The organism is Streptomyces sp. NPDC085931, assembly GCF_044540565.1.
Taxonomy (GTDB): domain Bacteria; phylum Actinomycetota; class Actinomycetes; order Streptomycetales; family Streptomycetaceae; genus Streptomyces.
Map to the genome: position 1 here is coordinate 1 of NZ_JBITSK010000005.1, position 26,361 is coordinate 26,361.

General features: G+C 72.7%; 26 protein-coding genes. 14 read left to right on the top strand and 12 right to left on the bottom strand.

All coding sequences use genetic code 11. The features are described from left to right. Positions 1–176 precede the first annotated feature (176 nt). Positions 177–1,037, bottom strand: coding sequence for a dihydropteroate synthase (gene folP / locus ACIGAN_RS11200; protein WP_399856819.1), 861 nt, complete (start codon positions 1,035–1,037; stop codon positions 177–179). A gap of 142 nt (positions 1,038–1,179) precedes the next feature. Between folP and ACIGAN_RS11205 the strand changes: the two genes are divergently transcribed. Together ACIGAN_RS11205 and ACIGAN_RS11210 are read left to right on the top strand one after the other, a co-directional pair. Further along, positions 1,180–1,569: a DivIVA domain-containing protein gene (locus ACIGAN_RS11205; RefSeq protein ID WP_399856821.1), complete on the top strand. Its 390-nt coding sequence runs from the start codon at positions 1,180–1,182 to the stop codon at positions 1,567–1,569. Then, complete coding sequence (locus ACIGAN_RS11210; protein WP_399856823.1) at positions 1,566–2,153, top strand: DNA-3-methyladenine glycosylase I; 588 nt, start codon at positions 1,566–1,568, stop codon at positions 2,151–2,153. Before ACIGAN_RS11205 ends, ACIGAN_RS11210 begins: the two co-directional genes overlap by 4 nt. A 59-nt stretch (positions 2,154–2,212) precedes the next feature. Here ACIGAN_RS11210 and ACIGAN_RS11215 read toward each other — a convergent pair whose 3' ends face one another. Next, entirely contained in the window at positions 2,213–3,016 is an 804-nt protein-coding gene (locus ACIGAN_RS11215; protein WP_399856825.1) for a 2-cyclohexenylcarbonyl CoA isomerase, read from the bottom strand. 379 nt (positions 3,017–3,395) lie between these two features. Here ACIGAN_RS11215 and ACIGAN_RS11220 point away from each other — a divergent pair, with 379 nt between their 5' ends. Next, entirely contained in the window at positions 3,396–3,563 is a 168-nt protein-coding gene (locus ACIGAN_RS11220) for a DUF3117 domain-containing protein (protein ID WP_003966491.1), read from the top strand. A 118-nt stretch (positions 3,564–3,681) separates the two neighbouring features. On the opposite strand, the gene ACIGAN_RS11225 is transcribed toward ACIGAN_RS11220, so the two are convergent. After that, entirely contained in the window at positions 3,682–4,380 is a 699-nt protein-coding gene (locus tag ACIGAN_RS11225) for an O-methyltransferase (RefSeq protein ID WP_365094731.1), read from the bottom strand. A 234-nt stretch (positions 4,381–4,614) separates the two neighbouring features. On the opposite strand from ACIGAN_RS11225, the gene sigE reads away from it, so the two are divergent. The 5 genes from sigE (at position 4,615) to ACIGAN_RS11250 (ending at position 10,073) form a co-directional block, all read left to right on the top strand. Continuing rightward, on the top strand, positions 4,615–5,313 hold the full coding sequence (gene sigE, locus ACIGAN_RS11230; RefSeq protein WP_365094733.1) for an RNA polymerase sigma factor SigE: 699 nt from the start codon (positions 4,615–4,617) through the stop codon (positions 5,311–5,313). Further along, positions 5,310–6,356 (top strand): anti-sigma factor family protein, encoded by a 1,047-nt coding sequence (locus ACIGAN_RS11235; RefSeq protein WP_399856827.1) that lies wholly within the window; start codon positions 5,310–5,312, stop codon positions 6,354–6,356. The genes sigE and ACIGAN_RS11235 overlap by 4 nt, the downstream gene beginning before the upstream one ends. 136 nt (positions 6,357–6,492) lie before the next feature. After that, complete coding sequence (locus ACIGAN_RS11240; RefSeq protein WP_399856829.1) at positions 6,493–8,520, top strand: S1C family serine protease; 2,028 nt, start codon at positions 6,493–6,495, stop codon at positions 8,518–8,520. Between the two features lie 219 nt (positions 8,521–8,739). Next, a complete protein-coding gene (locus ACIGAN_RS11245) occupies positions 8,740–9,177 on the top strand; it encodes a sec-independent translocase (RefSeq protein ID WP_365738886.1) in 438 nt (145 codons plus the stop codon). A gap of 224 nt (positions 9,178–9,401) precedes the next feature. Beyond that, entirely contained in the window at positions 9,402–10,073 is a 672-nt protein-coding gene (locus ACIGAN_RS11250; RefSeq protein ID WP_365094679.1) for a hypothetical protein, read from the top strand. Positions 10,074–10,204: 131 nt separating this feature from the next. Here ACIGAN_RS11250 and ACIGAN_RS11255 read toward each other — a convergent pair whose 3' ends face one another. From ACIGAN_RS11255 to ACIGAN_RS11265, 3 genes are read right to left on the bottom strand one after another with little or no spacing between them, the layout of a single operon-like run. Next, positions 10,205–11,338 carry an Mrp/NBP35 family ATP-binding protein gene (locus ACIGAN_RS11255; RefSeq protein ID WP_399856832.1) on the bottom strand — a complete coding sequence of 378 codons (1,134 nt, stop codon included), beginning with the start codon at positions 11,336–11,338 and terminating at the stop codon, positions 10,205–10,207. A gap of 43 nt (positions 11,339–11,381) precedes the next feature. Further along, complete coding sequence (locus ACIGAN_RS11260) at positions 11,382–11,978, bottom strand: DUF1003 domain-containing protein (protein ID WP_399856834.1); 597 nt, start codon at positions 11,976–11,978, stop codon at positions 11,382–11,384. Next, on the bottom strand, positions 11,968–13,254 hold the full coding sequence (locus tag ACIGAN_RS11265; RefSeq protein ID WP_365738880.1) for a magnesium transporter MgtE N-terminal domain-containing protein: 1,287 nt from the start codon (positions 13,252–13,254) through the stop codon (positions 11,968–11,970). The genes ACIGAN_RS11260 and ACIGAN_RS11265 overlap by 11 nt, the downstream gene beginning before the upstream one ends. A gap of 237 nt (positions 13,255–13,491) precedes the next feature. Between ACIGAN_RS11265 and ACIGAN_RS11270 the strand changes: the two genes are divergently transcribed. After that, on the top strand, positions 13,492–14,247 hold the full coding sequence (locus tag ACIGAN_RS11270) for a hypothetical protein (RefSeq protein ID WP_399856836.1): 756 nt from the start codon (positions 13,492–13,494) through the stop codon (positions 14,245–14,247). 202 nt (positions 14,248–14,449) lie between these two features. Here the strand turns inward: ACIGAN_RS11270 and ACIGAN_RS11275 are convergent, their stop codons facing one another. Continuing rightward, positions 14,450–14,965 (bottom strand): hypothetical protein, encoded by a 516-nt coding sequence (locus ACIGAN_RS11275; protein WP_399856838.1) that lies wholly within the window; start codon positions 14,963–14,965, stop codon positions 14,450–14,452. Positions 14,966–14,988: 23 nt separating this feature from the next. Continuing rightward, on the bottom strand, positions 14,989–16,104 hold the full coding sequence (locus ACIGAN_RS11280; RefSeq protein WP_365094696.1) for a magnesium and cobalt transport protein CorA: 1,116 nt from the start codon (positions 16,102–16,104) through the stop codon (positions 14,989–14,991). Positions 16,105–16,563: 459 nt separating this feature from the next. Here ACIGAN_RS11280 and ACIGAN_RS11285 point away from each other — a divergent pair, with 459 nt between their 5' ends. Next, entirely contained in the window at positions 16,564–17,148 is a 585-nt protein-coding gene (locus ACIGAN_RS11285) for a suppressor of fused domain protein (RefSeq protein ID WP_399856840.1), read from the top strand. Between the two features lie 30 nt (positions 17,149–17,178). Here the strand turns inward: ACIGAN_RS11285 and ACIGAN_RS11290 are convergent, their stop codons facing one another. Further along, a complete protein-coding gene (locus ACIGAN_RS11290; RefSeq protein WP_399856842.1) occupies positions 17,179–18,441 on the bottom strand; it encodes an MFS transporter in 1,263 nt (420 codons plus the stop codon). Between the two features lie 159 nt (positions 18,442–18,600). Here ACIGAN_RS11290 and ACIGAN_RS11295 point away from each other — a divergent pair, with 159 nt between their 5' ends. The 3 genes from ACIGAN_RS11295 (at position 18,601) to ACIGAN_RS11305 (ending at position 20,983) form a co-directional block, all read left to right on the top strand. Next, positions 18,601–19,242: a DUF6758 family protein gene (locus ACIGAN_RS11295; protein ID WP_365094705.1), complete on the top strand. Its 642-nt coding sequence runs from the start codon at positions 18,601–18,603 to the stop codon at positions 19,240–19,242. A 134-nt stretch (positions 19,243–19,376) separates the two neighbouring features. Continuing rightward, positions 19,377–20,237 carry a PHP domain-containing protein gene (locus ACIGAN_RS11300; RefSeq protein WP_399856844.1) on the top strand — a complete coding sequence of 287 codons (861 nt, stop codon included), beginning with the start codon at positions 19,377–19,379 and terminating at the stop codon, positions 20,235–20,237. A gap of 140 nt (positions 20,238–20,377) precedes the next feature. After that, positions 20,378–20,983, top strand: coding sequence for a MarC family protein (locus ACIGAN_RS11305; RefSeq protein WP_365094711.1), 606 nt, complete (start codon positions 20,378–20,380; stop codon positions 20,981–20,983). A 185-nt stretch (positions 20,984–21,168) separates the two neighbouring features. On the opposite strand, the gene ACIGAN_RS11310 is transcribed toward ACIGAN_RS11305, so the two are convergent. Next, positions 21,169–21,321 (bottom strand): hypothetical protein, encoded by a 153-nt coding sequence (locus ACIGAN_RS11310; protein WP_094057445.1) that lies wholly within the window; start codon positions 21,319–21,321, stop codon positions 21,169–21,171. A 227-nt stretch (positions 21,322–21,548) separates the two neighbouring features. On the opposite strand from ACIGAN_RS11310, the gene ACIGAN_RS11315 reads away from it, so the two are divergent. Beyond that, positions 21,549–22,442 carry an NYN domain-containing protein gene (locus ACIGAN_RS11315; RefSeq protein WP_365738868.1) on the top strand — a complete coding sequence of 298 codons (894 nt, stop codon included), beginning with the start codon at positions 21,549–21,551 and terminating at the stop codon, positions 22,440–22,442. Positions 22,443–22,600: 158 nt separating this feature from the next. Here ACIGAN_RS11315 and ACIGAN_RS11320 read toward each other — a convergent pair whose 3' ends face one another. Together ACIGAN_RS11320 and ACIGAN_RS11325 are read right to left on the bottom strand one after the other, a co-directional pair. After that, positions 22,601–23,473 carry an alpha/beta fold hydrolase gene (locus tag ACIGAN_RS11320; protein ID WP_399856846.1) on the bottom strand — a complete coding sequence of 291 codons (873 nt, stop codon included), beginning with the start codon at positions 23,471–23,473 and terminating at the stop codon, positions 22,601–22,603. 102 nt (positions 23,474–23,575) lie between these two features. Then, positions 23,576–26,230 (bottom strand): DEAD/DEAH box helicase, encoded by a 2,655-nt coding sequence (locus ACIGAN_RS11325; protein WP_399856848.1) that lies wholly within the window; start codon positions 26,228–26,230, stop codon positions 23,576–23,578. Between the last annotated feature and the right edge of the window lie 131 nt (positions 26,231–26,361).

Here is a 26,361-nt window from a genome sequence, read left to right on the forward strand (position 1 = left end):
GTCAACACCCGGCAACAGCGGCGCTATCCGCTCCCACGCCGCATCCGTCAGCTCACCACGACCCACCACAAGATCAATTATCAGACACGGCCTAGGAGCCGGCGAAGGGCCACAGGCCGGTGGGCCAGGGGGCGCAGCCCCCTGGTACCAGGGCCAGGGCCTGTCCGTCCGACGCCCTAGGCCAACCCCCGCCGGGCGACGGCAGGATCCCGACGCCCCGCGATCGCCGCCACCATCTCCAGCACCTGCCGCGTCTCGGCGACCTCGTGCACCCGGTACACCTGCGCCCCGAGCCACGCGGACACGGCCGTCGTCGCCAGCGTCCCCACCAGCCGCTCCTTCACGGGCCGGTCCAGCGTCTCCCCGACGAAGTCCTTGTTGGACAGCGACACCAGCACCGGCCACCCCGTGGCGACCATCTCGTCCAGCCGCCGCGTCGCCTCCAGACTGTGGCGGGTGTTCTTCCCGAAGTCGTGCCCGGGGTCGATCATGATCGACTCGCGCGGGACGCCCAGGGCCAGCGCCCGCTCGGCCAGCCCGACCGTCACGTCCAGGATGTCGGCCATGACGTCGTCGTACGCGACCCGGTGCGGCCGGGTCCGCGGCTGCGCGCCCCCGGCGTGGGTGCACACCAGCCCGGCCCCGTGGCGCGCGGCGACCTCCGCGAGCCCCGGGTCGACCCCGCCCCACGCGTCGTTCAGCAGGTCCGCCCCCGCCTCGCACACGGCCTCGCCGACCTCGGCCCGCCAGGTGTCCACGCTGATGATCACGTCCGGGAACCGGCGCCGCACCTCCGCCACGAACCCGACCGTGCGCCGGGCCTCCTCCTCGGCCGTGACCTCCTCGCCCGGCCCGGCCTTGACCCCGCCGATGTCGATGATCGCGGCCCCCTCGGCCACCGCCCGCTCCACGCGCGCCAGGGCCGGCTCGTCGCGGAAGGTGGCGCCCTGGTCGTAGAAGGAGTCCGGGGTCCGGTTCACGATCGCCATGATCACCGGTTCGTGCGGCCCGAATTCCCGCTTGCCCAGCCTGAGCATCCGCTGTGACCTTTCCTGGTACGACCCGTCTTCCGCCGCCTGCGACCCTAACCGTCGTGGTCGCATGGCACGATCGGAGCCTGACAACATCCGACTCGGAGCACTACGCCACTCCGATCCGTCCGTCCGTGGGGGCCCCGCGATGGTTATGTTCCTGTTCCTGGTCGTCGCGCTCGCCGTCGTGGTCGGCGCGGTGACCCTCGCGGTGGTGGGCGGCGGTGACAACGGCCCGCTGCCCGAAGCCGCCCCCGAGCGACTGCGGGACCCGCTGCCCCCGGACCGCCCGGTCAGCCGCGCCGACGTGGAGGACCTCCGCTTTCCGCTCGCCGCCCGCGGCTACCGCATGGCCGACGTCGACGACGCCCTCAGCCGCCTGGGCGCCGAGCTCGCCGAACGCGACGCCCGGATCGCCGACCTGGAGTCGGCCCTGGCGGGCGCCCGCGCGGCGTCGTCCCACGGCCCGCTGCCCCCGTCGGGCGGGCAGCGGGTGTCCACGGACAAGCCCGCCCCGCGGCAGGAGGACCGCCCGTGAGCGACGGCGCCGCCCTGGCGGGCCCGGACGGCCGGCTGCGCTGCCCCTGGGCCCTGTCCGCCCCCGAGTACGTGGCGTACCACGACGAGGAGTGGGGCCGTGTGGTCCACGGCGACGACGCGCTGTTCGAGCGGCTCAGCCTGGAGGCCTTCCAGTCCGGCCTGTCCTGGATCACGATCCTGCGCCGCCGGCCGGGCTTCCGGGCCGCCTTCGCCGACTTCAAGATCGCGGCGGTGGCCTCCTTCACCGACGCGGACCGCGAGCGGCTCCTGGCCGACGCGGGCATCATCCGCAACCGCGCCAAGATCGACGCGACCCTCGCCAACGCGCGCGTGCTCGCCGACTGGTCCCCGGGCGACCTGGACGCCCTGATCTGGTCCCACGCCCCGGACCCGGGCGGCCGCCCGGCCCCGAAGACCCTCGCGGACGTCCCGCCGGTCACCCCGGAGTCGACGGCCCTGTCCAAGGCCCTCAAGAAGCGCGGCCTCCGCTTCGTCGGCCCGACGACGGCGTACGCCCTGATGCAGGCGTGCGGCCTGGTCGACGATCACCTGGAGGCGTGCCTGGCGAGGAACGCCCGGTAGACGGGGCCGCGGCGCCCACCCGGCACCCGCGGCCCCCGGTGGCGCGGCCGCCCCCGGGCTCACCGGCCCAGGTACTTCGGCTTCTCCTTGCGGACGAAGGCCTGCACCGCGATCGCGTGGTCCTCGGAGGACCCGGCCCGCGTCTGCAGTTCGTCCTCCTTTTCCAGCGTCTCCTCCAGCGAGTGCGTCAGCCCGAAGGCCACCGACTCCTTCAACGCCGCGTACGCCACCGTCGGCCCCTCGGCCAGCGCACGCGCCACCTTCTCGGCCTCCGCGCGCAGCTCCCCGGCCGGCACCAGCCGGTTCGCCACACCCAGCTCGTACGCCTCCTGCGCGCTGATGTTGCGCGGGAAGAGCAGCAGGTCGGCGGCGCGCCCCGGTCCGACCACCCGCGGCAGCGTCCAGGAGATCCCCGAGTCCGCGGTGAGGGCGACCCCCGCGAACGACGTGTTGAAGGCCGCCGTGTCCGCCACGATCCGGTAGTCCGCCGCGAGCGCGAACCCGAAGCCCGCCCCGGCCGCGACCCCGTTCACCGCGGCGACGACCGGCTTCGCCGCCCCGGCCAGCGCCCGCACGATCGGGTTGTAGTGCTCGCGCACCGTGCTCATCGTCTGCCCCGAACCGGACTCACGGTCCTGCACCAGCAGCCCGATGTGCTCCTTGAGGTCCTGCCCGACGCAGAACGCCCGGTCACCGGCGGCGGTCAGCAGCACCGCCCGCACCGCGGGGTCGCCCGCCGCGGACTCGACCGCCTCCCGCAGGGCGACCTTGGCCGCCACGTTCAGCGCGTTCATCGCCTCCGGGCGGTTCAGCGTGATCGTCGCGAGTCCGTCGCTCACCTCGTAGAGCACGGTGTCGGCCATGGCGTATCCCCTCCGTGTCGCCGCCCGGGGCGTACCGGCCGGTACGCCCCGTCTGCAGGACAGCATGACGGAGATCGCCGGCGCCGGACCGGAGCGGACGTGTGACCTGCGTCAAAGAATTCCCGTCCGGATCCGTTCGCCGGACGTGTGTACGGGGGCGGAGTATCGCAGCCTCATCGCCGAATTGAGTGGTTTTGCTCGCGTGCGTTGCCCAAGCGATGCCGACTGATGTTGGTCATCGGGTCCTGAGATGCGGGATAATGGCTGGGAAGCAATGTGTTCGATGCCGGTGTCGCGTGTCCTGCCACAAGGAACCGCACGTGTGCCCTTCTAGGGCCGTCGGCTTTGACTGAGCTGGGTTTCAGGAAGGGGTACGAGCATGGCGGCCATGAAGCCGCGGACGGGTGATGGCCCGCTCGAGGTGACCAAGGAGGGGCGGGGCATCGTCATGCGCGTTCCGCTCGAAGGCGGCGGTCGACTCGTCGTCGAGCTGACCCCGGACGAGGCCGACGCCCTGGGCGATGCCCTCAAGAAGGTCGTCGGCTGACGCGCAAGCGACCATACCCTTTCAGCTGCCCCGGCATCACATGAGGTGCCGGGGCGGCTGTTTTCCCACCGATGACCTTCGCCTGCCCCGGCTCGCGCGGGGCTGACGTCGCGACCGGCTAGCGTTTCACCGCGCACAGCAGACCGTCGCCCACCGGCAGCAGGGACGTCACCAGCTCCTGGCTCTCGCGCACCGCACGCAGCAGTTCCCGCAGCCGCAGCACCTCGGTGGGCTGCGGACCGGAATCCACCGTGCGGCCGTTGGCGAAGGCGCCCTCGAAGACGACGAGCCCGCCGGGCCGCAGCAGACGCAACGATTCAGCGAGATAGTCCATGACCTCCAGCCGGTCGCCGTCGCAGAACACCAGGTCGTAGCCGGCGTCCGCGAGGCGGGGCAGCACGTCCAGGGCGCGGCCCGGAATGAAGCGCGCCCGGTTGCTGGCGAAGCCGGAGGCGCGGAAGGCCTGGCGGGCGAACTGCTGGTGCTCCGGCTCGGGGTCCACGGTCGTCAGGACACCGTCGGGCCGCATGCCGTGCAGCAGGTGGATCCCGGAGACACCGCAGCCGGTGCCGATCTCGGCGACGGCCTTCGCGTCGACGGACGCGGCCAGCAACCGCAGCGCGGCGCCCGTGCCGGGCGACACCGAGCGCAGCCCTGCCTCGCGGGCCCGGTCACGGGCCCAGTGCAGCGCTTCGTCCTCGGCGACATAGGCGTCGGCGAACGCCCAGCTCGTCTGCCGGTTGCCGGTAATGACCCTCTCCTGTCCCCGTGGATGCCTGGGCGTGACTGTATCCGTTGGGCTCGGGAACCCGCAGATGGGACCGGTCGTTTAAAGGGACAAGCGAGAGGCGGGGGCCGGGACGGGGGGCAGGCAGTGGATCGGGACGCCGAGCAAGTGCCGACGCAGCAGTACGAGGCGTATCAGCCCAGATCAAATTCTCGTAAAACCGCTTATCCGGTCCTAACGGGCGAGGTGGCTATGGTAGGGGCTCCACTGGACACCACCAGAGCTGACAGGGGAGGTGCGGCTGCACCTGTGGATCGCGGGGGAGTGTTCCGGCGCTTCCTCGGATCGGCGGGCATGCCGACATCCGTGAACGACACCGCTGACCACAGCCACGCCGCTGGCTCCGCCCAGACCGCGACCTTCACCACCGACGCGGACGGGCAGGCGTGGACTCCGCCCACGTGGGAGGAGATCGTCAGCACGCACAGCGGCCGGGTCTACCGGCTCGCCTACCGCCTCACCGGTAACCAGCACGACGCGGAGGACCTCACGCAGGAGGTCTTCGTCCGCGTCTTCCGCTCCCTGTCGACGTACACGCCGGGCACCTTCGAGGGCTGGCTGCACCGCATCACCACGAACCTGTTCCTGGACATGGTCCGCCGCAAGCAGCGCATCCGCTTCGACGCGCTCGGGGAGGACGCGGCCGAGCGGCTGCCCAGCAAGGAACCCTCCCCCCAGCAGGTCTTCAACGACGCGCACTTCGACGCGGACGTCCAGCAGGCCCTCGACACCCTCGCCCCCGAGTTCCGCGCCGCGGTCGTCCTGTGCGACATCGAAGGACTGTCGTACGAGGAGATCGCCGCGACCCTCGGCGTCAAGCTCGGCACGGTCCGCTCGCGGATCCACCGCGGCCGCTCCCAGCTGCGCAAGGCCCTGGCGCACCGCTCGCCGGAGGCGCGCGCCGAGCGCCGCTCCTTCGTGCCCCGTGTCCCCGCCCTGGGAGGAGGGGGCGCGAGCGCGTGAGCGGATCACGGCCCAAGGCTTCCGAGGGGCACCTCGCAGAGCAGCACCTGGGAGACCGGCTCTCCGCCCTGGTGGACGGCGAGCTCGGTCATGACGCGCGCGAGCGCGTACTGGCGCATGTGGCCACCTGCCCGAAGTGCAAGGCGGAGGTGGACGCCCAGCGCCGGCTGAAGAACGTCTTCGCGGAGGCGGCCCCGCCGCCCCCGTCCGAGAGCTTCCTGGCCCGCCTGCAGGGACTGCCCGCCGGCGGCGGCCCGGACGGTGACCTGCCGCCGGGCGGCCCGGGGCTGCCCGGCGGGCTGCCGGGGCGGTTCGGCTCGTCCGGTGCGTTCCCGGCCAAGCGCGGCGAGCGGTTCGAGTTCGACTACGCCCCGTCCCACCCCCACCTGCCGGCCCTGCCGCCCTCCGCGGGGCGCGGGCTCGCCGCGGGTGAGCGCGGTGTCCCCTCCGGCCGCGGCGGTCTGCCCTCGGGCGGCCGGGGCTTCCGTATCCACGACGTCGGCCGGCACGACCCGGACCGTTCCTCCTCGCGGCTGCGGTTCGCCTTCGTGGCCGCCGGGGCGGTGTCCCTGGCCGCGATCGCGCTGGGCGGTGTCACCGTGGGCACCCCGGCCGACACGGAGGCCCGGGGCGGCTCGGGCACGGGCAGCAACGTCACGCCGATGCGCACGCAGGGCACGGGCGCCGCGACCGCTCCCGACTCCCAGCGCCGCCGCGGCGCCGGACCGCTGCTCGGGCAGGTGCACGGGCAGAACCTGCTCGGTCACACCCCGGTCGCCCCGACCGAGGTGTCCGCGCCGCTGCTGCCCGGTGTACCGCCGCCCTCCGCCGCCCGGCACGGCGCCGTCCACGCGCTGACCGCGCCGGTGATGGCCGGTGCCGCCGCCATGTCCCCCCTGATACGCCCGCTCCAGGCGGCCCCGCCGGCCGTGCTCACGTCCTGGTCGGCGCTCCCCGAGCTCACGGCGCCCCTGCTCGCCGTGCCGCTGCCGGAGGCCGCCGCGTCCCCCTCGCCCACCGCCTCCTCGCGCACGGCCCGCTGAGCGGCCTCTGCGCACCGGCCCGCGAACCTGATTGAATCCGGGGGTGGTGTCCGCGGCCGAGGTGGGCCGGGGCGCCGATTCGACGAACTGCGGCCACCGCTGACGAGCCGTGCCGCGGCTGTGCTGTGGGGAGAGCATGAACGAGGGGAAGCCCACGAAGGCGAAGTGGTGGAACCGTCCACGACCGCAGGACCCTGAGGGGGCGGACCCGGCGGCGGACGAGGCGCGGGGCCGGGCCCAGACCCCGGCGGCTTCCGCGGACACCGAGGGCGACTTCGAGCTGGCCCGTCCCGAACCCCGGCGGGACGAAGAGACAGGCGACTACGAACTGCGCCGCCCGGACGCCCCGACGACGGACCGGAGCGCACCCGACGAGAGAGCCGGGGACGCCCCGCAGACGGCGACCGCCGGCGCGGGGGCCGAGGGCGATGCGTCTGCCGTTGCGGCTTCGGCTGGTGCGGGGGCCGAGGGCGGTTCGTCCGCCGTCGCGGTGTCCGGGCCTGCCGTGCCTGCCGTGCCCGCCCAGGAGGCTCGCAAGCCCCTGCACGACCCCGACCCCTACAGCACCCCGCCCTACGGCGAACCGGGCCCCTGGGCGCCCGCACCGCCCGTTCAGCATCCGGCGGCGACACCGGCCCACGGCGTGGCGGCACCGGCGCCGGCCATGCCCATGCCCGGCACGCCGGGGGCTCCGGCCGCGCACGGTGCGTCGATGACGCCGCCGTCGCCGGGCTTCCAGGCGCCAGGAGCCGCCGCGTCGGCCGTTCCGGCGGCAGACACCGCCACGTCAGCCCTCCCGGCGTCAGCCCCGTACGCGCCGCCCCACAGCGGCCCGGCGCCGATTCCGGAGCGGGCGTCGCAGCCCCAGGCGTCGCAGCCCCAAGGCACCCTCGACCCCGCGCCCGCCCCGATCCCCGCACCTGCCCTCGCAGCCGCCCCGGCCCCCGCTCCCGACCCCTGGCGTCGCTATGACCCCTGGGCGGCGCCAGGGCCCTTGCAGCAGGCCGGGCCCCTGCAGCAGACCGGGGCGCCGGGCCCGGGTTCCGGGCAGCGGCGCGGGCGGGGCAGGAAGACGCTGGTGCTGGGCGCCGTCGTGCTCGCGCTCGTGTCCGGCGGCATCGGCGGCCTCGTGGGGACGTACCTGGAGCGCAACGGCGGTGTGGGGACCGTGGAGTTGCCGCAGGCCGGGAAGGAGGCCGCCGGACGGGACGCGGACAGCGTCGCGGGGATCGCCGGCCGGGCCCTGCCCAGCGTGGTCACGCTGCATGTGAGCGGCTCCGGTGAGCAGGGCACCGGCACCGGCTTCGTGCTCGACACCCGCGGCCACATCCTGACCAACAACCACGTCGTCCGGCCCGCCGGAACCAACGGCGAGATCACGGTCACCTTCAACGGCGGCGAGACCGCCGAGGCCGAGCTCGTCGGCCGGGACAGCGGCTACGACCTGGCCGTCGTGAAGGTGAAGGGCGTCAGCGGCCTCACCCCGCTGCCCCTTGGCAACTCGGACAGCGTGCAGGTCGGCGACCCGGTCGTGGCCATCGGCGCGCCCTTCGACCTGGCCGGCACCGTCACCTCCGGCATCATCAGCGCCAAGCAGCGGCCCATCACGGCCGGCGGCGAGAAGGGCGACGGCAGCGACGTGTCGTACGTCGACGCGCTGCAGACCGACGCGCCGATCAACCCCGGCAACTCCGGCGGTCCCCTGCTCGACTCCAGGGCCCGGGTGATCGGCATCAACTCGGCCATCCGCTCGGCGGACAGCGGCTCCGACCCGGACAGCGGCCAGTCGGGATCGATAGGCCTCGGGTTCGCCATACCCATCAACCAGGGCAAGCGGGTCGCCGAGGAGCTGATCAACACCGGGAAGGCGACCCACCCGGTCATCGGCATCACGCTCGACATGGACTTCACCGGCGACGGCGCACGCGTGGACACGGAGGGCGGCGAGGGCGGCCCGCCGGTCACCGCGGGCGGCCCGGGCGCCCGGGCCGGCATCAAGGCGGGCGACGTCATCACGGAGGTCGACGGGCGGCGGATCCACTCGGGCGAGGAACTCATCGTGAAGACCCGGGCGCACCGCCCCGGCGACCGGCTGGAGCTGACCGTGGAGCGGGGCGGCAAGGAGCGGACCGTCTCGCTCGTCCTCGGATCCTCCGGCGGCTGAGGCACATGAGGTCCGGCACGTACGAAGACGTCCCACCGGGTCCCGCACGGGACCCATCGGGCGAACAACGGGGAAAGCGCTCCCACTCCCCGTACGCAGAGGTCTCGGGACAGTACCGGTCGGACAGGATCGCCGGGTACCGTGGAGCCGGCCCGGACCACGGCAAGACCCGCACGACCACCGAGGGCCGAGGACCGAGGACATCGCAAGGAGCTTCAGGTGTTCAATGACATAGGACCGCTCGAGCTGGTGACGCTCATCGTCCTTGCCGTGCTCGTCTTCGGTCCGGACAAGCTCCCCAAGGTCATCCAGGACGTGACCCGCACGATCCGGAAGATCCGTGAGTTCTCGGAGAGCGCGAAGAACGACATCCGCGAGGAACTGGGCCCCGAGTTCAAGGACTTCGAGTTCGAGGACCTGAACCCCAAGACGTTCATCCGCAAGCAGCTGGACAACGAGGACCTGGGGCTCAAGGAGATCCGCAACGGCTTCGACCTGAAGAAGGAGATGGCCGAGGTCACCGACGCCGTCCACGGCCGTGACTCCGACGCGTCCTCCTCGTCCGCCGGCGCGTCCGGCGGCCGTATCGACATGACGAAGAAGCCCGAGACGCCCGACCGGGACGACCGTCCGCCCTTCGACGCGGACGCCACCTGAGCGACCGCGCCGGGGCGCCGCGCCCCGGCGCGCGTGACGCGTTTCATACTCCGGTCGGGCTGTGTACGGCCTGAACGAGACGCCCGTGCGGCCCACGCGCCGGGCGGTTTCCCTGCTGCTCGCGGCGGTGTGGCTATGCTGCCGAGTTGTTGTGCGGACCGGACGAGTACGCCCGAAGGGGGGCGGGCCGTCCGGTCCGACGAGAGCGAGGAGGGCTCGGGCACATGGAGACGACGAGTGGGGCAGTCGCGCAGGCGCCGGCCGCGGAGGGCGGACAGCAGGTCCCCTCCGCCCGGCGTACGGTCGACGGCTACCTGCGCGCGCCCTTCCCGTGGTACGGCCTCGACGAGGCCTTCACGGGGCCGCGCTGGCTGATGCAGGTCGGCACGACGGCCGACGGGGCCGTCGAACACGGGTCGATCGGGCACGGCGACGAGCCCACGGTGCGCAACGAGCACGCCGCCGGGGGCGACCAGGAGTCCAAGGAGAAGTTCGCGGTCGTGGTGACCGTGGCGGCGCACCCGTCACGGCGCAGCGCCGACGGCACGGGGCTGCTGGAGGCCACGTCCGTGTCGTCCGCGGCGTGGCTCGCCGGTGTGGGGCTGCTGTCCTTCACCTGGCCCGGGCAGATGGACCACGCACTGCGGGACGACTGGCTGGAGCAGCAGACCGAGACGGCCTGGGTGCTGGCCGACGACCTCGACGGGCCCGACTGGTCGACGCTGTCGCTTCCCGTGGACGGGGTGCCGACGGCGTTCCACTACCGGGAGTCGGAGTTCGGCTGGGTGCTCGCCGGATCCACGGCGGCCGGGGTGCACGTCGGGGCGTACGGCAGGGGCATGAGTGCCTACGGGCTCGGCTTCGCCGTGGTGAAGGACATCGCCTCGTACGCGTGAGGCCTGCGGGGCGCCGGGTTTTCGGCGCCCCTTCGCCGTGGGGCAGCGCCGCGCGGGCGGCTGCGGGTGCGATCTGGTGGCTCGCGCAGTTCCCCGCGCCCCCGCGGGGGCTGCCCCCGGGGCGTTTCGAGCTAGAACTTGTTCCGCGGGGTGATGCCCAGGGACAGGCCCGACAGGCCCCGCTGGCGGCCGCCGAGCTTGCCGGCGATCACGCGGAGGGCCGAGCCGGCCGGGGAGTCCGGGTCCGTCAGGACGACCGGCTTGCCCTCGTCGCCGCCCTCGCGCAGACGGACGTCGATGGGGATGTTGCCGAGGACCGGGACGTTCGCGCCGGTCGTGCGGGTCAGGCCGTCCGCGACGAGCTGGCCGCCGCCCGTGCCGAACACGTCGACCATCTCGCCGCAGTGCGGGCAGGGCAGGCCGGACATGTTCTCCACCACGCCCACGATCTTCTGGTGGGTCTGCACGGCGATGGAGCCCGCGCGCTCGGCGACCTCGGCCGCCGCCTGCTGAGGCGTCGTGACCACCAGGATCTCGGCGTTCGGGACGAGCTGGGCGACGGAGATCGCGATGTCGCCGGTGCCGGGCGGCAGGTCCAGCAGCAGGACGTCCAGGTCGCCCCAGTACACGTCCGCCAGGAACTGCTGCAGGGCGCGGTGGAGCATCGGGCCGCGCCAGACCACCGGGGCGTTGCCCGGGGTGAACATGCCGATGGAGATGACCTTCACGCCGTGCGCCGACGGCGGCATGATCATGTTCTCGACCTGGGTGGGACGGCCGTCGGCGCCCAGCATGCGCGGCACGGAGTGGCCGTAGATGTCGGCGTCCACGACACCGACCTTCAGCCCGTCGGCCGCCATCGCCGCCGCCAGGTTGACCGTCACCGAGGACTTGCCGACGCCGCCCTTGCCGGAGGCCACCGCGTAGACCCGGGTGAGGCTGCCCGGCTTGGCGAAGGGGACCTCGCGCTCGGTCTGGCCGCCGCGCAGCGCGCTCGCCAGCTCCTTGCGCTGCTCGTCGCTCATGACGTCGAGCGTCACGTCGACGCGGGTGACGCCCTCGACCCGCGAGACGGCGTCGGTCACGCGCTGCGTGATCGTGTCGCGCATGGGGCAGCCGGAGACCGTCAGGTACACGGTGACCGCGACCGCCCCGTCCGCGCCGATCTCCACCGACTTGACCATCCCGAGCTCCGTGATGGGCCGGTTGATCTCGGGGTCGTTCACCGTCGCCAGTGCCTCGCGCACCGCGTCTTCCGTAGCCATAAGGACGATGGTACGGCGCCGTACCGGCCCGTAGGAAAGGCCGTCAGCGGTCGTCTGCGTCACGTCCCCCCGACCGTTCCGCCGGGAACACGACCGTGTCGTGGCGGTGGCCGTTCTGCCGTTCCTCCAGCTCCTTGAGCATGTCCTGCAGCTCGGAGCGGATCCAGTCGCGGGTGGCGACCTCGCCCAGGCCGATGCGCAGGGCGGCGACCTCGCGGGTCAGGTACTCGGTGTCGGCGATCGACCGCTCGTTCTGCTTGCGGTCCTGCTCCAGGTTGACCCGGTCGCGGTCGTCCTGCCGGTTCTGCGCGAGCAGGATCAGCGGGGCGGCGTAGGAGGCCTGGAGCGACAGCATCAGGGTCAGGAAGATGAACGGGTACTCGTCGAAACGCAGATCGCGCGGGGCGAGGGTGTTCCAGGCGACCCACAGGATGATGGCGGCCGTCATCCAGACCAGGAACCGCCCGGTGCCGAGGAAGCGCGCGATGCGTTCCGACAGCCGTCCGAAGGCGTCCGGGTCGTACTCGGGCAGGAACCGGCGCCTGGGCACACCCGGCTGGTCGAGGCGGGCGGTGCGCGGCCGGGAGGCGGCCGTGGCACCGGCCGGCGCGCGGTCGCGGCTCTCGCGCTCAGGAACCATCGGTGGCCACCTCCTCCTCGTCCAGGTGGAACTCCGTCTCCCGCCAGTCGTCCGGGAGCATGTGGTCGAGGACGTCGTCCACGGTCACCGCGCCCAGCAGCGACCCGGCCTCGTCGACCACGGGCGCCGCGACCATGTCGTACGTCGCGAAGAAGCCCGCGATGGCCGGCAGGTCCGCCTCCGGGTCGAGCGGCTGCAGATCGCTGTCCACGATCGAGCTGACCAGCGAGGGCGGTGGCTCGCGCAGCAGCCGCTGGAAGTGGACCGTGCCGAGGTACTTACCGGTCGGGGTCTCGTCGGGCGGCCGGCAGACATAGATCTGCGCGGCCAGGGCGGGGGACAGGTCGGGGTTGCGCACGCGCGCCAGGGCGTCGGCGACCGTGGCGTCGGGGCGCAGCACGATCGGCTCGGTGGTCATCAGACCGCCCGCCGTGCGCTCCTCGTAGGACATCAGGCGCCGCATGTCGGCCGCGTCGCCCGGCTGCATCAGGCTCAGCAGCCGCTCCTGCTCGTCCGTCGGCAGCTCACTCAGCAGGTCGGCGGCGTCGTCCGGGTCCATGGCCTCCAGGACGTCGGCGGCGCGCTCCTGCTTCAGCTTGCCGAGGATCTCGATCTGGTCGTCCTCCGGCAGCTCCTCCAGGACGTCGGCCAGCCGGTCGTCGTCCAGGGCGGCGGCGACCTCGGCGCGGCGCTTGGGGGAGAGGTGGTGCAGGACGTTGGCCAGGTCGGCCGGGCGCAGCTGCTCGAACGTGGCGAGCAGGTTCTCCGCGCCCTGCCCCTGCTCCTCCAGGGAGAAACCGGTGACGGCGGTCCACTCCACGGTCAGCGCCTCGCCCTTGGCCCGCCGGAACGCGCCGCCCTTCCTGCCCTTGCGGACGAAGACCCGGTCGATCTCCCACTCCCGCCGGGCCGGCAGCTGATGCACCGACAGGTCCAGGACGGTGACCTCCTCGCCGGTCTCGGTGAGCGTCACGCGCCGGTCCAGCAGCTCCCCGAAGACCAGCCGCTCGGTGGGCCGCTGCTCGAAGCGCCGCACGTTGAGGACGCCGGTGGTGATGACCTGACCGGACTGGATGGCCGTGACCCGGGTCATGGGCAGGAAGATGCGGCGGCGGGTGGCGAGTTCGACGACGAGACCGAGCAGCCTCGGGGGACGCTGGCCCACCCGCAGCATGACGACGAGATCGCGGACACGGCCCACCTGATCGCCGGCGGGGTCGAAGACGGCGATGCCGGAGAGGTGTGAGACGAAGATCCGGGGGGCGCCCGCTGCCATGGCCGCGGCTCCTTTGCGTACGGGGTGGTTCCTGATGCCTGTGGGACTGCCTGACGTCGTGCCTGTCTTTGTAGCTGTCTCTTCCGAATTGCCCGCTCGGATGGGCTTCAGGCTAGCCCGTCCCCATCGGGACCGCGTCGGCGGGCGGTCCGGACGGACCGGCTCCGACCAGCCCGCACGTCCCCGGTACCCTGCGGTACGTCGTTCAGGTCTTTCGTCAGAGAGGCAGCCCCACCTGTGACGCCGATTCGCCAGAGCCGTAGCCGCGGAGCCGCACTCGCCCTCGCGACGTGCGCGCTGCTCGTGACGGGAACGGTGCTCACGGGCTGCGGGGAGGAAGATCCGAACGAGGGCACCAACGGGGTGGGCAGACTGCCCGCCGCCAAGATCCAGAGCAAGACCCGCGCGGCCGCCGAGAACGCCGGCGCGGTCCGGGTGCACGGCAGCGTCGTCAGCGGCGGACGGACCTACGCGCTCGACATGCGCCTGAAGGACGACGGCGGCGACGGCTCGGTCACCACCAAGGGCACGACCTTCGAGCTGCTGCGCGTCGGCGAGGAGCTCTTCGTCAAGGCCGGCGCGGACTTCTGGAGTCACGGCGGCGACCAGGGCGAGGGCGCGGCGGACGCGGCGGCCGCCTCCAAGCTGGACGGAAAGTTCGTGAAGGTGCCGCAGGGCGACCCCTCGTACAAGAAGTTCAGCGGTTTCACGGACAAGGCTCTCCTCCTCGACGGTCTGCTGACCCTGCACGGCGCGCTCGCCACGGACGGGCACGACGAGCAGGCGGGGGTGCGCACCATCCGCATCACCGGCGACAAGGGCTCCGGCGGCACCCTGGAGGTCTCCCTGGAGGGCAAGCCGTATCCGCTGCGCCTGGAGCGGGCGGGCGGGGCGGGTACGCTCACGTTCTCCGCCTGGGGCGAGGACTTCGCCCTCCGGGAGCCGGAGAAGAACGAGACGGTCGACTACGGGCAACAGCTGCCGGCGTCCTAGGTCGTGTCCGTAAAGTCCCGTCGTCCGCCCGGAGGGCGGGCTCTGCGGCGTCTGGTGCGTGCTCTCGGCGCGCCGGGCGGAGTCCCGCGTACTGGATGTACTTGGGGCTTCGCTCGGTGCGGCGAGAGTGCGTGCCAGGCGTCGCGGGGCAGGCGGGACTTTACGGACACGGCCTAGGTCGTGTTCCGCACGGCCCGGGCCCTCAGCTGCGTCTGCGCTTCTTCTTCAGCAGCAGGCGGGGCAGGCCCGCCGGGGCCGGCCGGCGGGTGAGCGCCGGGGACGGCAGCGGAGGCTCGGCCAGGGAGCCGTCCGGCAGCGGTGCCGTCGCCCCGGTCGGCTCCAGGCGCAGCACCCGGCACTCGCGGGCCCAGCGGTCGGTCACGGCCTCGCCGTCGGGCGCGTTCAGCCGCTTGCCCTTGAGCTCGCCGACCGCCGCCGCCCAGGCCTCGGAGCCCGGCGCGAGCTGCACGACCCGCGCCGACCAGGTCACCAGCCGGCCGCCCTTGTCCTTGCTGCGGACCGTCACCCGGGCCTCGGCCCCGTCGGCCAGGCCCGGCAGCGGCTGCTCGCCGGGCCCGTCGCCGACCAGGCACGCCCCGCCCTCGTGCCACACGTGCCACAGGGCGCGCGCCGGGCCGTCGGGGCCCTGGACCCAGATGAGGCCGGACTTCTTCGTGGCCTCCTCGACGAGGGCCTGGCCGAGCAGCTCGCTTGTCATGGGGGCCAGCCTAGCCACGCCGTTCACAGCCAGCCGTTCCGCTTGAGCGTGCGGTGGATGCCCAGGCAGATGACCACCGTGATGCCCATGATCGCCGGGTAGCCGTACCGCCAGTGCAGCTCCGGCATGTGGTCGAAGTTCATGCCGTACACCCCGCACACCATCGTCGGCACGGCGATGATCGCGGCCCAGGAGGTGATCTTCCGCATGTCCTCGTTCTGCGCCACCGAGGCCTGGGCGAGGTTGGCCTGGAGGATGGAGTTGAGCAGCTCGTCGAAGCCGAGGACCTGCTCCTGGACCCGGGCCAGGTGGTCGGCGACGTCCCGGAAGTACTTCTGGATGTCCGGGTCGATCAGCCGCATCGGCCGCTCGCTCAGCAGCTGCATGGGCCGCATCAGCGGGGACACGGCCCGCTTGAACTCCAGCACCTCGCGCTTGAGTTGGTAGATCCGGCCGGCGTCCGAACCGCGCGGCGAGCCCTTGCGGCCGGGGGAGAAGACGTCGGTCTCCACCTCGTCGATGTCGTCCTGCACCGCGTCGGCGACCGCGATGTAGCCGTCGACGACATGGTCGGCGATGGCGTGCAGCACGGCCGAGGGGCCCTTGGCCAGCAGCTCGGGGTCGTCCTGCAGACGGTGCCGCAGGGTCCGCAGCGAACCCTTGCCACCGTGCCGGACGGTGATGAAGAAGTCCCGGCCGGTGAAGCACATGACCTCACCGGACTCGACGACCTCGCTGTTGGCGTCGAGCCGGTCGTGCTCCACGTAGTGGATGGTCTTGAAGACCGTGAAGAGGGAGTCGTCGTAGCGCTCCAGCTTGGGCCGCTGGTGGGCCTGGACGGCGTCCTCCACGGCCAGCGGGTGCAGCCCGAACTCGCGGGCGATTCCGGCGAATTCGGCCTCCGTCGGCTCGTGCAGGCCGATCCACACGAAGCCCCCGTCGCGGCGCGCCACGCGCACCGCCTCGTGCGGGCTCAGCGGGGCGTCGGTCTCGACGCGGCGGCCGTGGCGGTAGACGGCGCAGTCCACGACGGCGGAGGTCGCCGCGGGGCTGCGGGTGGCGTCGTACGGACCGCTGTCCTTGCGCAGCGACACGCGGGACGGACGGACGACGGCACGCAGGTCGCGGATCATCGACATGGCGGGCTCCTTCGCGACAGGCAACGAAAAGGCGCCGGACCCGACAGGTGGAACCACCCGGAATGAGGACGTTGGGCTGAGGATGTTTGGCACGTCCACAAAGCGGGGAGCACCGCACCGTCGCGGTGGCGAGTCTCGTTACTGATTCAGCTACTGAGGCAGATCAGGCAAAGCGAAACGAAGCGCTCTTCCGCGTGAAGCGAGTGCGAGAGGTGGCGACCAGCCAGAGCCAGAACAGCTACGTCAGCGGCGGGAAGAGCGTGGTGCTACTGCACGGTCGACTTCGATCCATTGCAGTCCCACCTCCTCCGGCCGGTCCCTCGTAAGGGAGTTCCTTCGGCGTCGGGGCTTGATCGCGACGCTTCTGCGTGCTGCCCCGAACCACCGGGCAAGAGTAGCAGCCGCCCGACGTGTCAAGGCGCTTGTTTGCCCGCTACTGACGAGTTCTATGCTCGCCGCATGGCAGATGTTCTTCCTCTGGTCGAGGCCCGGTTGCGTACGGCGCTGGGCGAACCGGACGCGCGCGCGGCCGTCACCTTCCTGGGCACGGACCGCATCGAGGTGCTCCGCTTCCAGGAGGGCGACATCGTCCGCTACGCCACGCTCGGCATGTCCGCGCACCCCATGACGGACCCGACGGCGGTGGTCGCCGACCCCGTGAAGGGCCCGCGCGCGGAGCTGGTCCTCTCGGTCCGCGCCGGTCGCGCCGACACCGGCAAGGTGCTCCGGCCGCTCGCCGTGCTGGCCGCGTCGCCGCAGGTGGAGGGGTTGGTCGTGGCGCCCGGCGCCTCCCTCGACGTCGGTGAGCCGCTGTGGCCCGGCGCCGCTTTCACCTCGGTCCTGGTCGCGGAGCCGGGCGGCCTGGTCGAGGACCTGGAGCTCGACGAACCCCTCGACCCGGTCCGGTTCCTGCCGCTGCTGCCGATGACGCCGAACGAGGCCGCCTGGAAGCGGGTGCACGGCGCGCAGGCGCTGCGGGAGCGGTGGCTGAACCACGGCACGGACCTCAGGGACCCGTCCCGGAAGTCCGTGCCGCTCGAGTGAGCAAGCTCACCAACCTCTGGCCGGGAAGCGTCAGTTGGCGAAGACGGTGACGCCGTCCTCGGTCGCGTGCCGGGGCCGGGGCTCCTCGGCGGCGGGGGTCCCCCCTGCGCGAGCGGAGTCGAGAGCGTGGGGGAGGGTGAGCGCCTTGCGCCGGACGACGACCACGAGCGCGCCCACGACCGCGGTGACGGCCGCCACGACGAACGGGACGTGGACGTCGGTCCACTCCTCGATCTTCGGCGCGAAGTAGGGAGCGGCCGCCGCGGCGAACCAGCGGACGAAGTTGTACCCGGCGCTCGCCACGGGCCGGGGCGCGTCCGAGACGCCGAGGGCCAGCTCGGTGTAGACGGTGTTGTTCACGCCGATGAGGGCGCCGGACAGGACCGTGCAGACGACGGCCGTGGTGTGGGAGCCGTAGCCGAGCACCAGCACGTCGGCCGCGAGCAGCACCAGCGAGCCGCCGAGCACCTTCAGCGACCCGAACCGCTGCTGCAGCCGCGGCGCCACGATCACCGAGAACACGGCGAGCAGCACGCCCCAGGCGAAGAACACCGCCCCCGACCGGTACGGGCTCATGTCCAGCACGAACGGCGTGAAGGCCAGCACGGTGAAGAACGTGTAGTTGTAGAAGAAGGCCGAGACCGCCGCGGAGGCCAGGCCGCCGTGGCCGAGGGCCTTGACCGGGTCCAGCAGTGAGGTCTTGCGGGCCGGCTTCGGCTGTTCCTTCAGGAACACCGCGATGCACAGGAAGCCGACCGCCATCAGGAACGCGGTGCCGAAGAACGGGTAGCGCCAGCTGGCGTCGCCGAGCAGGGCACCCACCAGCGGGCCGCACGCCATGCCGAGGCCGAGGGCCGACTCGTAGAGCAGGATCGCCGCGGCGCTGCCGCCGGCCGCCGCGCCGACGATCACGGCGAGGGCGGTGGAGACGAAGAGCGCGTTGCCCAGGCCCCAGCCCGCCCGGAACCCGACCAGCTCCCCCACCGACCCGGACGTGCCGGACAGTCCCGCGAAGACGACCACGAACGCCAGGCCCAGCAGCAGGGTCTTGCGGCCGCCGATGCGGCTGGAGACGAACCCGGTCACCAGCATCGCGACGGCGGTGATCAGGAAGTAGGAGGTGAAGAGCAGGGAGACCTGTCCGGCCGTGGCGTCCAGGCCCCGGGCGATGGACGGCAGGATCGGGTCGACGAGCCCGATGCCCATGAAGGCGACGACCGACGCCCCCGCGGTCGCCCACACGGACGTGGGCTGCTTCAGGAGGCCGCCCGCTCCGGCGTCGAAGGGGTCCATGCGTGCTCCCTTTCCCGAGACAGAATCAGTTGGTGTATGCACATAGTAAGTTAGCCTCTCTAATTAATGCAAATTACATCTATTTTGGCAGGTGAAGGTTCCGCCCGGATGGGTGATCGTCCTTGACGCGGCGGTGCGAGGGTAGGACCGTGGGGCCCTATGAGGGGCGAACCCAGTTGCCCGAAGTGTGGTGGCCGGGTCAGGGCTCCCGGCCTCTTCTCCGACTCGTGGCAATGCGATGTGCACGGCACCGTCCATCCGGTGCAGCCCGTGATACCGCCCAGCGTCGACGCCCTCAACGTCGTGGTGCACCGGGCCAAGGTGCCCGTGTGGATGCCCTGGCCGCTGCCGGTGGGCTGGCTGTTCACCGGCGTGGCCTGCGCGGGGGACGACCGCACGGGCGGCCGTGCGACGGCCGTCGCCTGCACGGGCCCCGGGCCGCTCGGCGGGATGGGGGAGCTGATCCTCGTCGCCGAGGAGCTCGGCGTCGGACTCGGGGCGCGGTACGCGGGCATGGACGGTCCCGACCCGGGGCCGTACATGGACGTCGGGAAACCCGCTCAGGCGAAGGTGCTGGCGGCGGGGCGGCCGACACCGCTGTGGCATGTCTCCGGGGCGCCCGGTGACCGGGCCGTCTTCGCCGGCGAGGCGCTGGGCATGTGGCTGTGGGCCGTGGTGTGGCCGGAGCAGTCGGGGCTGCTGATGTACGACGAACTCGTGCTGGCGGACCTGCGGGAGGCCGGGGCCGAGGTCGAGCTGGTGCCGTGCGGCGCTCTGTCGCCGCGGCTGCTGGCGCCGTAGCGGGGCGTCCGCCGGGGGTGCGGGGCGGGTGGCTGTAGGGGGTGCGGGGCGGTTTCGGGTGTGACAGTGGGCGTCGAAAGTCCGGTTATCCTTGAGCAGCCCTGTCCGTCCCGTCCGTGTCTGGAGTCCGTGTCGTGCGTATCGACCTGCACACCCACTCCACCGCCTCCGACGGTACGGACACGCCGGCCGAGCTGGTGCGCAAGGCCGCGGCGGCCGGACTGGACGTCGTCGCCCTCACCGACCACGACACCACCCGCGGGCACGCCGAGGCGATCGCCGCGCTGCCGTCCGGGCTGACACTGGTCACCGGGGCCGAGCTGTCCTGCCGGCTGGACGGCATCAGCATGCACATGCTGGCCTACCTGTTCGACGCGGAGGAGCCGGAGCTGCTCGCCGAGCGGGAACTGGTGCGCGACGACCGGGTGCCCCGGGCCCAGGGCATGATCGCCAAGCTCCAGGAGCTGGGCGTGCCCGTGACCTGGGAGCAGGTGGCCCGGATCGCCGGTGACGGGTCCGTCGGGCGGCCGCACGTGGCGAGCGCGCTCGTGGAGCTGGGTGTCGTGCCGACCGTGAACGACGCCTTCACCCAGGACTGGCTGGCCGACGGCGGCCGGGTCTTCGTCGCGAAGCACGAGACCGATCCGTTCGAGGCGATCCGGCTGATCAAGGGCGCGGGCGGAGTCGCCGTGTTCGCGCATCCCGGCGCCAGCAAGCGGGGGCGGACCGTGCCGGAGAGCGCGATCGCCGAGATGGCGGCGGCCGGGCTGGACGGCATCGAGGTCGACCACATGGACCACGACGCCCCCACGCGGGCGCGGCTGCGAGGGCTGGCCAAGGAGCTCGGACTGCTCGTGACCGGGTCCTCGGACTACCACGGCAGCCGCAAGAGCTGCGTGCTCGGGGAGTACACGACGGATCCCGAGGTGTACGGGGAGATCACGCGGCGGGCGTTCGGCGCGTTTCCGGTGCCGGGGGCCGGCGGAGCCGCCTGAGCCCTCTCCCTCGTTCCCGTTCCCGTTCCCCTTTCCGGCACGCGGCGCCGCTGTGCGCCCTGCCCGCCTGTTCCGCCGCGGACGCCTGCCCACAGCAGGGTCGGCGCTCGTCCCTCGACACTCGCAAGGCCATCACGCTCATGTTCGACCTCGCCGTCTTCGGCTCCCTCTTCCTCACCCTCTTCGTCATCATGGACCCCCCGGGGATCACCCCGATCTTCCTCGCCCTCACCGCCGGGCGGCCCGGGAAGGTGCAGAAGCGGATGGCCTTCCAGGCCGTCTGTGTCGCCGGCGGCGTGATCGCCGTGTTCGGGCTGCTCGGGCACCAGATCCTGAACTATCTGCACGTCTCCGTGCCCGCGCTGATGATCGCGGGCGGGCTGCTGCTCCTGCTGATCGCGCTCGACCTGCTCACCGGGAAGAACGACGAGCCGAAGCAGACCAAGGACGTCAACGTCGCGCTGGTGCCGCTGGGCATGCCGCTGCTGGCCGGGCCGGGCGCCATCGTGTCGGTCATCCTCGCCGTGCAGAAGGCCCACACCGTCACCGCGCAGGTGTCCGTGTGGACGGCGATCCTCGCCATCCACGTCGTGCTGTGGCTGGTGATGCGCTACTCGCTGGTGATCATCCGGATCATCAAGGACGGCGGCGTGGTCCTGGTGACGCGGCTCGCCGGCATGATGCTCTCCGCGATCGCCGTGCAGCAGATCATCAACGGCGTCACGCAGGTCGTCCGGGGGAGCTGAGGCCGGCCGCCGGCGACGGCCTGCCGGGTGGGCTCGCCCCGCCAGTCGTGCAGCGGACCGCCGATGGCCACCGTGTCGATGTGCCCCTCGGCCGGTACGCGGCCCGTTCCGCGTGGCCGGAAGCAGCGCAGCCCCCGCTCGGCCGATGCCGGGGCGGGGGCTGCGCGATGGGGAGAGCGTGCGCGTTATGAGGCCGTGGTCTCGGCCGGGCGGATCCACAGGCGCTGCCCGATGGCGGCGGCCTGCTGCACGATGCGATTGACGGAGGCGGCGTCCACGACGGTCGTGTCCACAGGCGTGCCGTCCACGTCGTCGAGTCGCATGATTTCGAAGCGCAAGGGCTTCTCCCTTCGTCTGGTCATCCTCCTGAGGAGAACTACTTGAGTGGCGGCCCACCGGCTGCGGTGCTCGGTGTTCCGTATGGGTCAACAGTGCTGCCCGGGTCAAACATTCCCTACGCTAAGGAAATTTTTCGAACGGCTAATTACTGAGTCGTAAGAGTGTCGTTACGGGACCGACCGGGACCGGTTGTGTTCGCAGCGTGACCGCCGGGACAATGGAGGTGATGAACGACGACCTCGCGGACCTCAGCGCCCGCATCGACCGCACCAACGAGCTGCTCCAGCGCATGCTCGCCGAGGTGGCGAAGACGCCCTCGACCCACGCGATCTTCGTCGACGCGGGGTATCTGTACGCGGCCGCGGGGCGCCTGGTGGCCGGGACGGAGGACCGCCGCGCCTTCGACCTGGACGCCGAGGGCCTGATCGACGCGCTCATCGACCGGGCCCGCACGATCTTCGCGGACAGCCGGCTGCTGCGGGTCTACTGGTACGACGGCGCCCGTCGGCGGATCCACACGGCGGAACAGCAGTCCATCGCGGAGCTGCCCGACGTGAAGGTACGGCTGGGCAACCTCAATGCCAACAACCAGCAGAAGGGCGTCGACTCCCTCATCCGCACCGACCTGGAGTCGCTCGCCCGCCACCGCGCCATCAGCGACGCGGCCCTGCTCGGCGGTGACGAGGACCTGGTCTCGGCGGTGGAGGCGGCCCAGGGCTACGGCGCCCGCGTCCACCTCTGGGGCATCGAGGCACCGGAGGGCCGTAACCAGGCCGAACCGCTGCTGTGGGAGGTCGACAGCCAGCGCACGCTCGACCTGGACTTCTTCAAGCCCTACGTCTCCCGCCGCACGGCCCCGGTCCACGAGACGAGCGCGGGGCGGCCCAGCCGTGAGGACGTGCGGTTCGTCGGCGCGCAGATCTCGGCGAAGTGGCTGGCGGCGCGGGGCCGGGACTCACTGGTGGAACTGCTGCCCGGGCACCCCTATCTGCCGGGCTCGGTCGACCAGGACCTGCTCGTGGAGGCGGAGGGCCTGCTGCAGTACTCGCTGCGCGGACAGGCGGACCTGCGACGGGCCCTGCGCGACGGCTTCTGGGACCACCTGCAGACGCAGTACTAGGGCCGGTCGGGGGCGGGTCCATAGCGGCTTGGCTTGGCGGTGAGGGCCGGGGCCGGCCGGGGTGCGGGGCCGGTGGGCTGTGGGGCCCTCCGGTTGTCAGCCATCCGGCTGTCGGCTGCCGCCCGCCAGGCTGTCGGGCTGCCGGGCCGCCCGGGGTGTCAGGCCGTGCCCGTGCAGTCCCAGAAGTCGGCGAGGGCCCGGGCCGTCGGCTCGGGCTGGTCCGCGTTGGGGGAGTGCTCGGCCCCCGCGACGACCGTGCGGTGCGCGCCCAGCCGTACGGCCATGTCGTCGAGGAGCGCCACCGGCCAGGTGTCGTCGCGCTCGCCCGACAGGACGTGGAACGGCAGCGGCACCGCGGCGAGTTCGGCGACGCGGTCCGGCGCGGTGCACAACTGGCGTCCTGTCGCGAGCAGTTGGGCCGGCCGGTTGCGCAACCAGCGGCGGCGCAACTGTTCCTGGTCACCGAGGCCGCGGGCCGGCCCGCCGACCTCCTCCGGCGGTCCCATCGCCCGGATGGCCTCCCACACCTCTTCCATCGACAGCACGGCGAGCGCGTCCCGCAGCAGCTTCACCCGCTGCTGCTGGGAGACGGAGATCTCCGCCGGGCCGGACGACATCAGGGTGAAGGACAGGAAGGGGGAGTGGTCGAGCAGTACGGCGGCACGGGCGATCTGTCCGCCGAGCGAGTGCCCGACGAGGTGCACGGGCACGCCCAGCGCCTCGGCCTGCGCGAGCACGTCCCGGGCCAACTCCGGCTGTGCGTAGGCGGATTCGTCGTCCGCCGGGCCGTCCGACTCGTGCTGTCCGCGGCCGTCCACGGCGACGAGCCGGTATCCCCGCGCCGCGAGCGGCCCGTGCAGCAGCCGGAAGTCCTCCTTGCTCCCGGTGAACCCGGGCAGCATCAGGACGACACCCCTGGCCCGTGTCCCCGGCTCCGGCGACGAGTCGACGACGGCGAAGTCGCCCCGGGCCGTGCGCAACCTGTACGCGCGGGCGCCGGGAGGTGGGGGAAAGGCGGGGTGGCTGGTCACGGGGTGAGGGTAGCCGGTGAGGGCTTACCGCGGCCGCGCGCCCGGGAGCACGCCGACGGCCCGGCCCCCTGCACGGGGACCGGGCCGTCGAACGGGAGCGCGTCAGCCCTCCGTGGACTCCGCGGAGGCCGTGGCCTTACGGGCCCGGCGGACCCTGGGCTTGGCCTCGGTGGCCTCGGCGGTGTCGACGGCGGCTTCGGCCTTGGCGGCTGTGGCCTTCCGCGTCCGGCGGGGCTTGGCCTCGGTGGCGTCGGGCTCCTGGGCCGTCTGGGCCGGGATCTCGGCGGCCTGGGCGGTTTCGGTGGGCTCGGCGGCTTTGCGGGTGCGGCGGCGCGGCTTGGCCTCCGTGCCCTCGGCGGTGTCGACGGCGGCTTCGGCCGCGGGGGCCGTGGCCTTGCGGGTGCGGCGCGGCTTGGCCTCGGGGGCCTGCGCCTCGGTCGCCGCGTCGGTCGCCGTGTCCGTCGTGGTGTCCGTTTCCGTGGCGGCAGCGGCGGTCTTGCGCGTCCGGCGCGGCTTGGCCTCGGTGGCCTCGGCGGTGTCCACAGCGGTCTCGGCCTTGGCGGCCGTCGCCTTGCGGGTACGGCGGGGCTTGGCCTCGGTGGCGTCGGGCTCCTGGGCCGTCTGGGCCGGGATCTCGGCGGCCTGGGCGGTTTCGGTGGGCTCGGCGGCCTTGCGGGTGCGGCGGCGCGGCTTGGCCTCCGTGCCCTCGGCGGTGTCGACGGCGGTTTCGGCCTTGGCGGCCGTCGCCTTCCGCGTCCGGCGGGGCTTGGCCTCGGGGGCCTGCGCCTCGGTCGCCGCGTCGGTCGCCGTGTCCGTCGTGGTGTCCGTTTGCGTGGCGGCAGCGGCGGTCTTGCGCGTCCGGCGCGGCTTGGCCTCGGTGGCCTCGGCGGTGTCCGCAGCGGCCTCGGCCTTGGCAGCCGTCGCCTTGCGGGTGCGGCGCGGCTTGGCCTCCGCCACCTCCGCCGTGTCGACGGCGGTCTCGGCCGCGGGGGCCGTGGCCTTGCGGGTGCGGCGGCGCGGTGTGGTGGCGGCCTCGGGCTCCGCGGCCACCGGCGTGGCCTCCGCGACAACCGCGGACTCCGTGGCCGACGGCGTCACCGCGGCCTCGGGCTCGACTGCCGGGGTCTGCGTCGCCGGGGTCTCCACGACCCCCGTCTCCGACCTGCGCGTACGGCGCCGGCGCGGCTTCGCAGCCGCCTCGGAAGCCTCGGCGGGCGCGCCTTCGGCCGTGTCGACGGCACGCTCCGCCGGTGCGGGCGCGGACGTCTCGACGGCCGTGACCGGCGCGGCCTCGGCCGACGCACCACCGCGCGTACGGCGACGGCGGCGCGGCGTGCGCGGAGCCGTGACGGCCTCCGCCTCGGCCGTACCGCCGGCGACGGGAGCCGTGGCCTCCGTCTCCGGCGCGTGGGTCCCGGCGGAACCCGGCGCGTCCAGCGAGGCCCCGCCGCGCGTACGGCGGCGGCGCCGCGGCGTACGCGGGGAACGCTCGCGCTCGGCCGAGCGGGACTCCTCGCGGTCGCCGCGGCCACCCCGGCCGCCGCGCCCGCGCGGCCCCCGGCCGCCCGTCTCGCCCAGGTCCTCCAGCTCCTCCGCGTCCAGCCCGGCGCGCGTGCGCTCCGAGCGCGGCAGGATGCCCTTGGTGCCCTCGGGGATGCCCAGGTCCGTGTACAGGTGCGGAGAGGTGGAGTACGTCTCCGGCGGGTCGTTGAACCCGAGGTCCAGCGCCTTGTTGATCAGCTGCCAGCGCGGGATGTCGTCCCAGTCGACGAGGGTGATCGCCGTGCCCTTGGCGCCCGCGCGGCCCGTACGGCCGATGCGGTGCAGGTACGTCTTCTCCTCTTCCGGCGACTGGTAGTTGATGACGTGCGTGACGCCCTCGACGTCGATGCCGCGCGCGGCGACGTCGGTGCAGACGAGCACGTCCACCTTGCCGTTGCGGAAGGCGCGCAGGGCCTGCTCGCGGGCACCCTGGCCGAGGTCGCCGTGGACCGCGCCGGAGGCGAAGCCGCGCTGCTTGAGCTGGTCGGCGAGGTCGGCCGCGGTGCGCTTGGTACGGCAGAACACCATGACCAGGCCCCGGCCCTCGGCCTGCAGGATGCGCGCGACCATCTCGGGCTTGTCCATGTTGTGCGCGCGGTAGACGAACTGCTTCGTGTTCGCGACCGTCGCGCCCGCGTCGTCCGGGGAGGTGGCGCTGATGTGCGTGGGCTGCGACATGTAGCGGCGGGCCAGGCCGATGACCGCGCCCGGCATGGTGGCCGAGAACAGCATGGTCTGACGGCGCACCGGCAGCATGTTGATGATCTTCTCGACGTCGGGCAGGAAGCCCAGGTCGAGCATCTCGTCGGCCTCGTCGAGGACCAGGCACCTGACATGCTTCAGGTTCAGCTTCTTCTGCCCGGCGAGGTCGAGCAGCCGGCCCGGGGTACCGACGACCACGTCGACGCCCTGCTTGAGGGCCTCGACCTGGGGTTCGTAGGCGCGGCCGCCGTAGATCGCGAGGACACGGACGTTACGCACCTTGCCCGCGGTCAGCAGGTCGTTGGTGACCTGCGTGCACAGCTCGCGCGTGGGGACGACGACGAGCGCCTGCGGGGCGTCGGTGAGGTCCTCGGGCTTGGCGCGTCCGGCCTCGACGTCGGCGGGGACGGTGACGCGCTCGAGGAGCGGGAGGCCGAAGCCCAGCGTCTTGCCGGTGCCGGTCTTGGCCTGACCGATGACGTCCGAGCCCGACAGGGCCACGGGGAGCGTCATCTCCTGGATGGGGAAGGCGGTGATGATGCCGACGGCCTCCAGGGCCTCGGCCGTCTCGGGAAGGATTCCGAGCTCTCGGAACGTCGTAGTCAGGGTGCTGCCTCTTCTGTGTGGGCGGCGTGAGGCGAGCG